Origin of the sequence: Nocardioides sp. CPCC 206348, assembly GCF_048654705.1 — a bacterium.
Taxonomy (GTDB): domain Bacteria; phylum Actinomycetota; class Actinomycetes; order Propionibacteriales; family Nocardioidaceae; genus Nocardioides.
The window spans coordinates 3,825-4,253 of sequence record NZ_JBMCZA010000215.1; the positions used below are offsets into that span (position 1 = coordinate 3,825).

The window sequence follows — 429 nt, forward strand, 5'->3', positions numbered from 1 at the left end:
TGCGGCCATCGCCATCGCATCCGCGGCGGCCGCTGTGATCGCGTTCGAAGTCGTGAAGGCTTCGCGAACGGTGAAGGAGTCACAGTCCACGGCTTCGCCGAAGCCGTGGACGAACACCAGGTCGTCGCGTGAGAAGCCGAGAGCGAGCGCCTTGCCGTAGGAGGTCATCACCAGTGCGGCAGCCTGGTCGACGTCGTTGTTCGACACCATGAGCTTGCGGTAGGGATGACTGATGAGTCGATTGCCGCCGTCGGGTGACAGCAAGCTCGACGCCCCGACGGGCTCCCGGATGACCGCATGAGGGTTGGACGCCGCGACCTCGCTGAAGCCTGCCCAGAGGTCGGCCACCAGGCGTGCGTGGTCATCCAGCGAGCGCCCGGACTCGAAACGCAGCGCGGACTCAAGCATCGGGTAGGCGTCCAGTGGATC

1 pseudogene is annotated in these 429 nt (G+C 65.7%); it reads right to left on the bottom strand.

Annotation, left to right across the window (positions count from 1 at the left end):
- Window positions 1-408: pseudogene (locus ACOADB_RS22810) on the bottom strand (enoyl-CoA hydratase); the annotation flags it as partial.
- Window positions 409-429 lie beyond the last annotated feature (21 nt).